Origin of the sequence: Asticcacaulis sp. AC466 (genome assembly GCF_000495815.1) — a bacterium.
In the GTDB taxonomy this organism is placed as follows: Bacteria; Pseudomonadota; Alphaproteobacteria; order Caulobacterales; family Caulobacteraceae; genus Asticcacaulis.
Genome location: NZ_AWGE01000029.1, coordinates 34,412 through 41,134 on the forward strand (window position 1 = coordinate 34,412; position 6,723 = coordinate 41,134).

Consider the following 6,723-nt stretch of genomic DNA (forward strand, 5'->3'; position numbering starts at 1 on the left):
GGCCTCGTCCTTCGGGACATTGCCTTTGCTTCTAGTCATCGAAAACAGGATCGCGAAATTTTTGCGCGGAGGCGAAAGGTTATGGTAAATAGCCGCTTATAGGCCGTATTGCCTAAGTAGCGTATTGACCAGGACCGCCGGATGCCGCTTCAGATCTCGATGACCCGCAACGCCATCTATCTGGTGGTGGTGGCTGCACTTCTGGCGGTGTTTGCCGGGCTGGCCATTCTGTTCGGCTATATCAGCGTCGATTCCTGGTATTACATGCTGTTGGCACAGGCCCTGCGCAGCGGGCACGGATGCAGCCTGCACGGTGAATATATGGCGGTCTATCCGTGCGGATATCCCGCCGTTCTGGCGCTTACTGCGCCATCGACCGATCCGGCGGTGTTGATGATCAGCAGCAAGATCACCAACCTGATCCTTCTGGCGGCAGGATTCTGGCTCGTTCTGAAGGCGTCCAGAAACATTTTCCTGGCGGCCCTGGTCGTGCTCAATCCCATCACCCTGATCATTGGTATGTATACATGGTCGGAAAATCTGCTGCTTTTCTGCTTCTGCGGCATATTTTTCGCCATCTCGGAAATTCATAGGGATGAGCGGCAGGTCGCGGGATATGTGTGGCTGGCGGCGTTTCTGGTTGTTGGTTGCTTTGCACGCTATTTCTTCGGGCCGTTCGCCTTTATCCTCTTCGTGTGCGCCTGGATTGCCTATGGTCGACGCACGGCATGGCGTATTTTCCCGGTCTTTTGCGGCGCGGGCCTCGTCTTTATCGGCTATCAGGCGTTCAATTACCTGAACACCGGCTTTGCTACCGGCATGCCGCGCGTAGCGGCGCCCGAAGCCCCCCTGCTGCTCATCCGCCAATTCCTGATCGCCCTGGGTATCAATGGCCTGGGTGTAGTGATATGCGCGCTCCTGCTGGTCGGAATTTCATTCCGCCGCGTATCTGTCACCCCCATGCCGGTGCACGACACGCAACGCCCGGCGGCTCTCTTCATCACTTTGGCGGGATTGGGGTTTATCGCACTGGCGTTTATCCTGCGATTGCGGACGCTTTTCGATCCCTACAACACGCGCACGATCGGATACGGCATAGTGCTGATCATCGCCGGGCTGGTTGGGCTATGGGTGCGTGAAATGCCCCGCGAGGCGCGTCGCGGTTCGGCAATCGCCACTCTGGTCGCCATGATGGCCAGCGCCGGATTTTCTATGGCCTATGCCGACAACGGTGCGCTGGTTCAGTCTATCCAAGACTCGTTCCAAGAGTACAAATTTCCCGCCGGTTCCTTGACGATGCTTAAAGGTCAAACGCCACCGGCGGATACCATGGTCTTTTTCAAGACACCTGTCCCGGATCTGGGTGGCGCCAATGTCGACAATATCGAAGAGATCTATTACGGCAAAGGTGTCACGCTACTGACTCCGCGCATGGGGCCGGACAATGCGCCGGAGACGCCTTCCGAGTTCCTGCATCGCCTGGCTGGTGTGGTCTCGAAGCGTTGCTATTTCGATTTCACGCCCTTCGCCACGCGCGATGACTTTCAAGCCTATCTCGGCGCGACGACACTGATTGATCATAAACTGATCGGAATTGCCGGGCCGTGGAAAAATGTCGAACGCGCCAATTTGAATCCTGATATGAGCCTTTACCTTAACAGCATTTTTCAGCCGAAAAGGCTGGTGCCGTGCCAGGAAATTCTCTATCAGCCGCAAAGCCGCCAGGTCTTGACAAAAAAACTACCTTAAGATGCGTTTTAGCCCGTCCGACTACCACCAATAATGCATGGCTTGATGCCATAGTACCGTCCTCCATTCCAGAGTCCCAATGTCCAAGCAAAAGCCGATTTTTTATGATCCCACAGGCCGTCGCAAGAAGGCGTCCTTTATTGGTGTCATCAGCCTGGCCATATTAGCGGTGCTTATGTTCATCGGGGTCGTTGTCTCCATTTTGTGGGTGCCGGTGCCTAAGGGGTTGGATCTGCACCTGGAATATCCCAAACCGCACGCGTCCAAGATGATTCTTAACCGTGCCAACCCGCGCCATCCGCCCCTGCGCGTGCGCGGCGGCACGTCGAAGGTGCAACAGACCCTGGCTGCCTTCTACATAACGGGTGACGACGCTTCGCTGGTCTCGTTGCAAAAGCATGTCAATAACCTCGATATCGTCATTCCGGGACTGGCCTATGTCGGTGGAACTGACAATAAATTCGTTTATCTGGCTGATCTTCCGTTCACCGAAACCCTCCAGAACGCTCAGCATAAGCCGACCGTTCTTGTAATGGTGCAAAACATCTCAGACGGGCAATGGCAGGGGGCCAATACGGCACGACTGGTTGCAGATCCGGTAGCCCGACAAAAGCTGATAGGCCAAATGCTCGACATGGTGGCGCGTGAAAAGGCGCAAGGGGTGGTGCTGGACTTCGAAACCCTCCAAGGCGCGGCCATCCGCAACTATCTGACCTTCGTTACTGAGGCGCGCGCGGCCTTCGCGGCTCGCGGTTATCAACTGACCCTGACGGCGCCGGTTGATGATGATGCTTGGAACCTTAAGGCGTTTGCCGCCGCAGCGGACAAACTTTTTCTTATGATCTATGACCAGCATTCCATGGTCGATCCGGCCGGCCCAATTGCTGCGCAGGGCTGGTTCAACGAACGCCTGGGGCACGTCCTGAAAAGCGTGCCGCTCAACAAGGCAATCGTATGTATCGGCAATTACGGCTATGACTGGTACAAGCAGCCCAACGGCAAGCTGAAGGCTGACCCGTCGACGGTGGCGGAAGCGTGGCGCGTTGCACGCGAATCCGAAGCGCCGATCCAGTTTGACCCGGCCTCTGGAAATGCCCACTTCCTTTATGATGAGGAGAATGTGCGCCACGAAGTCTGGTTGTTGGATGCCGTAAGCGCCTGGAATCAGTTACTGACGATTTCCGCCTCGAACGTGTCGGGCGTGGGCTTGTGGCGTCTGGGGTCGGAAGACCCCGGAATCTGGCACGCCTTTCGCGATTATCAGACGGCCGCGACGCCCAGCTTCAATACGCTGACGGCCTTGGGCGACAATCAGGTCTACGGAAACGGCGAGGTGGTTCATATTGAGGAAACGCCGCATAAGGGCAGCCGGACCGTAACCTTTGACAAGGCCCGTGTTGCGCAAAACGAAGTCTATCATGATCTCCCCACGCCTTATGTCGTACGCCGCGCCGGATACAGGCCCGGTAAGTTGGCCTTGACCTTCGATGATGGCCCGGATGCGCGCTGGACACCGCAGGTCCTTAAGATCCTTGAACAGGAAAAAGTCCCGGCAACCTTCTTTGTGATCGGCGAAAAGGCCATCAGTCATCCGGCGCTGCTGCGTCAGATGGTCCGTGACGGCAACGATATAGGCAACCATTCCTATACCCATCCGGACATGTCGAAAATTCCCGACTGGCAAATCCGGTTTGAATTGAACTCGACCCAGCGGGTGGTCGAAGCCTATACCGGACGTTCGATGCGTCTTTTGCGCGCCCCCTATTTCGGTGACGCGGAGCCCACGACCAATGACGAACTGATGCCGGCCCTCATTGCCCAACAGCTCGGCTACACCAATGTGGGTCTTCACGTCGATTCCGAGGACTGGACGAAGCCTGGTGTCGATAAAATCGTTCAAAACACGCTGGATGGCGTGCAGGAAGGCACCGAGAGCGAGCAATCGGCGGCGTGTCAACAGTCGCAGGACGATTGCCGGTCGGGTCAGATTATCCTGATGCACGATTCCGGCGGTGTCCGCTCCGAAACGCTCCAGGCATTGCCGACCATCATTCGCACGCTTAAGGCGCAAGGCTATGAATTTGTTACCGTCGGCGACCTGGTTGGGCTGCCGCGTGATCAGGTCATGCCGAAGCTGAACGGCCAGGATCTGCTGGCCGTGCGGTTCGACATCGGCATCTTCATGTTGATGGCCTGGTCAGCCGAAGCACTGAAATGGCTTTTTGTCATCGCCATCGTGCTTGGTATCGGACGGGCTTTGATGCTGTCCGGTCTGGCTATCTATGCCTCGTTCAGCAACCATATGGAACCGCCGGGCGATGACGACGCCGAAGATGCCAAGGCCGTCGCTGCTTATGTCAACAGCAGCTTCGTCAGTGTCCTTATCCCGGCCTATAACGAGGCGCGCGTCATCGAAAGCTCGGTGCGCCGGGTTCTGGAGAGTGTGGGCGTCGCCATGGAAGTGATCGTCATAGACGATGGCTCCAAGGATGACACCAGCGCGATTGTCGCCAAGGCGTTCAAAGATGATCCGCGTGTGCGCTTGATTACCCAGCCCAACGCCGGCAAGGCCAGTGCTGTCAACAACGGTATTGCTGCCTCCAAGGGTGAAATCATCATCGCTCTGGATGCGGATACGCAGTTCGAAAAGGAAACCATCGCCCGTCTGGTCCGCTGGTTCATCCGACCGGAAATCGGCGCGGTGGCCGGCAACGCCAAGGTCGGCAATCGTTTCAACTGGGTGACCAAGTGGCAGGCGGTCGAATATGTCACCTCGCAGAACCTGGAACGCAGCGCGCTGGCCATGTTCGGTGCCATGATGGTTGTCCCGGGTGCGGTCGGTGCCTGGCGTCGCTCGGCCCTGGCTCAGGTCGGCAACTATCCGCACAATACGCTGGCCGAAGATCAGGACCTGACCATAGCTATCCAGCGCGAGGGCTGGAAGGTCGCTTATGACCAAGACGCCGTTGCGTGGACGGAAGCGCCAGAAAGCTTCGGCGCGCTAATGAAGCAGCGCTTCCGCTGGGCTTTTGGCACCTTGCAATGTCTGTGGAAGCATCGCGCCATATTCCGGACGGGCAAGCCGAGGGGGCTGGCTGTGATTGGCATCCCGCAGGCATGGATGTTCCAGATCGGTTTCTCGGTTATTTCGCCGCTTATCGATTTTGCCCTGATCGTCAATATCATCGGCACAATCGTACAGGTGTCGCAGCATGGCTGGGCGCAAAGCAGCGGCGACCTGGAACGCATGGTTATTTACTGGCTGGCCTTCCTGACTATCGACGCAATCTGTGGTGCTATTGCCTATTGGCTGGAGCCGCGTGAGAAATCCTATCCGGTCTTCTGGTTGCTGTCTCAGCGCTTCGTCTATCGTCAGATCATGTACTATGTGGTCCTGAAGGCGCTGACGTCGGCCGGGCGGGGCTTGAACGTCGGCTGGGGCAAACTGGAACGCAGCGGGCGGTCGCAGGCTTCCTGAGGCCTTGCCGCTGCCAGCCTGCCTAGCCCATAGTCACCCCGCGAAGGTCTTCACTTCGTGGGGTGACTTTTATTCTGCTTCCATCCGCCTGAGGCCGATCCGCCTGTATTTGACAAAAACATATGCCGCGGTACTAGTAGGGCAATAGTCAGACATATAGACCGCAGGGACGACAAATGCCAAATACGACAGATAGCTTCACCCGACGCAAACTCTTGATCGCATCTGCCGGAGTTGGGCTTCTGGCACCTGGCCTTGCGCGGGCGAAAAGCAGGAAGTCCGTGATTGTCAATCCGCTCGTTCAACAACGCGCCGACGCCCAGATCGAACGCCATCCGGACGGCTACTATTACATGATGGCATCGGTGCCGGAATATGACCGCCTGATCATCCGGCGCTCCAAAACGCTCGCCGGGCTGTCCTCGGCCAAGGAGGCGGTCGTGTGGCGACGTCCAGCGAGCGGCAAGATGGCGGGTTATATATGGGCGCCGGAATTACACCGCTTCGACGGCCGCTGGCATATTTACTTCGCTGCGGGCAATGGCGACGACCTCTTTCACATCCGGACATATGTCCTGACCTGCGCGGATGCCAATCCGCTGACGGGAAAATGGACCCTGACGGGACAGGTAGAGATGCCGTGGGACACCTTCAATCTCGACGCGACGGTCTTTCAACACCGGGGCGTCCGTTACCTGTGCTGGGCGCAGCATGAACCCGGCATAGAAACCAACAGCAATCTCTATCTCGCGCCGCTTGCAACACCGACGCGACTGGGCGCCAAGCCTGCGCGTCTGAGCGTACCGACCTTGCCGTGGGAAACCATAGGCTACAAGGTCAATGAAGGGCCGGCAATCCTGGCGCGTAATTCACGCCTGTTTCTGACCTATTCGGCCAGCGCGACCGATGAAAACTATTGCATGGGCATGCTTACTGCCCGCGATGATGTCGACCTCATGAGCCCTGATGCCTGGGTAAAATCTCCAGAGCCCGTATTCAAAAGTTCCCCCAAGAATAATGTCTGGGGGCCTGGCCATAACGGTTTCACCGTGGATGAGGCGGGTCGTGACATGCTCGTCTATCATGCGCGGGACTATCAGAAGATACAGGGCAATCCGTTGTTCGACCCGAACCGGCACACGCGCGTCCAGCCCATACAGTACGATGCGAGGGGCGTTCCTGTGTTCGGTGAGCCTGTTGCCAATGGTGTGCTGACCTGATTTGGGGCGCGCCAACGCGCTTTATGTGAATAGTTTTCATTTGGTGATTGACGGCGTCTAAGCCTTCCATTAGGAACGCCGCTCCGCCGGAGAGGCCCTAGGGCAGGTACGGCGGTTCGGTTATCGGTTTGTTGACAAAAACTTTTTGTAAATAAGCAGTTGACTGGTTTAATTAAGCGGTTATATACGCCGCTCCGCTGTTTAGGCCTTATGGTTTTAGTAGTGGTTGTGTTTAAGAAAAACTTTTTTAAAAAGAATTGCTTGACACAAAAAAAT

At 56.7% G+C, this 6,723-nt stretch carries 3 protein-coding genes; all 3 read left to right on the top strand.

Features of this window, described 5'->3' with window-relative positions; translation table 11 throughout:
• Positions 1-141 precede the first annotated feature (141 nt).
• Positions 142-1,749 (top strand): hypothetical protein, encoded by a 1,608-nt coding sequence (locus tag AEAC466_RS43025; protein ID WP_023460223.1) that lies wholly within the window; start codon positions 142-144, stop codon positions 1,747-1,749.
• 79 nt (positions 1,750-1,828) lie between these two features.
• The gene (locus AEAC466_RS43030; RefSeq protein ID WP_023460224.1) at positions 1,829-5,227 is read left to right on the top strand and encodes a polysaccharide deacetylase family protein; all 3,399 of its coding nucleotides are present in this window, start codon (positions 1,829-1,831) and stop codon (positions 5,225-5,227) included.
• A 176-nt stretch (positions 5,228-5,403) separates the two neighbouring features.
• A complete protein-coding gene (locus AEAC466_RS43035; RefSeq protein WP_031239642.1) occupies positions 5,404-6,447 on the top strand; it encodes a glycoside hydrolase family 43 protein in 1,044 nt (347 codons plus the stop codon).
• Positions 6,448-6,723 lie beyond the last annotated feature (276 nt).

Bases quoted from the DNA above. Each gene is read 5' to 3' on its own strand.
- AEAC466_RS43025 (WP_023460223.1), top strand. From the start codon at position 142: ATGCCGCTTCAGATCTCGATGACCCGCAACGCCATCTATCTGGTGGTG.
- AEAC466_RS43030 (WP_023460224.1), top strand. From the start codon at position 1,829: ATGTCCAAGCAAAAGCCGATTTTTTATGATCCCACAGGCCGTCGCAAG.
- AEAC466_RS43035 (WP_031239642.1), top strand. From the start codon at position 5,404: ATGCCAAATACGACAGATAGCTTCACCCGACGCAAACTCTTGATCGCA.